This window comes from Idiomarina sp. UBA4206, assembly GCF_002383015.1.
In the GTDB taxonomy this organism is placed as follows: Bacteria; Pseudomonadota; Gammaproteobacteria; order Enterobacterales; family Alteromonadaceae; genus Idiomarina; species Idiomarina abyssalis.
The window spans coordinates 70,708-72,268 of record NZ_DFTS01000009.1; the positions used below are offsets into that span (position 1 = coordinate 70,708).

The following is a 1,561-nucleotide window of genomic DNA, read 5'->3' on the forward strand; positions in this document are numbered from 1 at the left end:
CTGGATGAAATTGGTGATATGCCAATGCCAATGCAGGTTAAACTGCTACGGGTTTTACAGGAGCGCACTTTTGAACGTGTGGGTGGCAGTAAAAGTATTGTTGCCGACGTGCGGGTTGTTGCAGCAACCCATCGTGAGCTGGAGCAGATGATCATTGACGGTAAATTCCGCGAGGATTTGTATTACCGCCTGAATGTTTTCCCGATTGAAATGCCTGCATTGAGAGAGCGTCAGGAAGATGTACCACTGTTATTACAGGAGCTGACCCAGCGTTTCAAAAAGGAGCGTGGTGTGGGCGTGCGCTTTACGGAAAGGGCACTGGAGTCGCTTTCTTATCATCGTTGGCCGGGTAACGTGCGCGAACTGACGAACCTGATTGAGCGCTTGACCATTATGCACCCTGACAGCCTGGTGGATGTTCCTGACTTGCCGCCGAAATATCAGCATGTTGAGCACAGTGCTCCCAGCCCGGACTACCCGGAAGAAATGCTGGAGCGTGAAGCGCTTAGTGCCATTTTTAATGAGTCGGACGATGACAGCGATGATGCGCAAGTCGGACCCGCTAATGACAGCTCTGAATTACCGGACGATGGCGTTAATTTAAAAGACATGCTGACAGAAATAGAAACCGGAATGATAGCTCAGGCACTGGAGAAATCGGACTGGGTGGTGGCTAAGGCCGCTGAGTTACTTAGCATGCGGCGTACGACTCTGGTTGAGAAGATGAAAAAGTACGGAATCCAGAAAGATTAAAGGCAAGTGTCAGTCTTTTGACAACAAATAACAATCCAACCGACTGAAAAATAAAGAAATTATACTGGCACTCATTTTGCATCAACCTCTCCATAGTCGTTAATTGGAGATGTCAGTATGGCCACTTATCATCAAATTATTGATGCCATGCCAAATGCCGTAATTTTACTGGACAGTCATGGGCTTGTGGATTATTGCAATGACAACGCAACGGGGCTTTTGGGTCATCCGTTGAAAGGTTACCTCTGGCGCGAGTTAGTCAGCGAGCTGTTTGCTCCCAAAGCTGATGACTGGCACGAAGTGTCTCTGCGTAACGGGCGCCGGGTCAGGCTGGATACCTCGGTGGTCAATGAAAAACCAGGGCAGCTTATTGTCTTAACGGACTTAACTGAAACCCGTCGCCTGCAAAACCGCATTAGTCATCTGCAGCGTTTATCCTCCATGGGAAAGATGGTTGCGTCTCTGGCACATCAAATAAGAACGCCTCTTTCTGCCGCGATTCTTTACGCGCAGAACCTTAAACAGGGCACGATTTCCCCGGTGAAGCAGCAGCGCTTTTCTGCAAAACTGCTTTCCCGATTGCATTCATTAGAGCAGCAGGTCAATGACATGTTGTTGTTTGCTAAAAGTGGTGAGCAACCCATGTTGGATGATCTCAGCACCCAAAGCCTGATTGAGCAAGTTCTTACCAATACCGAAAACTATGCTGAGCAGCACCAGGTAAAAATTAATTGCATTGATTCAGCTTCCGGAGCTGTGTTGCGGGCAAATCAAACCGCATTAGTCGGGGCGATACAAAACCTGATTA

2 protein-coding genes are annotated in these 1,561 nt (G+C 48.3%); both read left to right on the forward strand.

The genetic code is table 11. The features are described 5' to 3' along the window. Positions 1-753: sigma 54-interacting transcriptional regulator (locus B3180_RS01755; RefSeq protein ID WP_286842587.1), on the forward strand; the 753-nt coding region annotated here is incomplete at its 5' end. Between the two features lie 117 nt (positions 754-870). Next, positions 871-1,561 (forward strand): histidine kinase dimerization/phospho-acceptor domain-containing protein (locus B3180_RS01760; protein WP_286842590.1); only part of this gene is annotated, 691 nt, incomplete at its 3' end.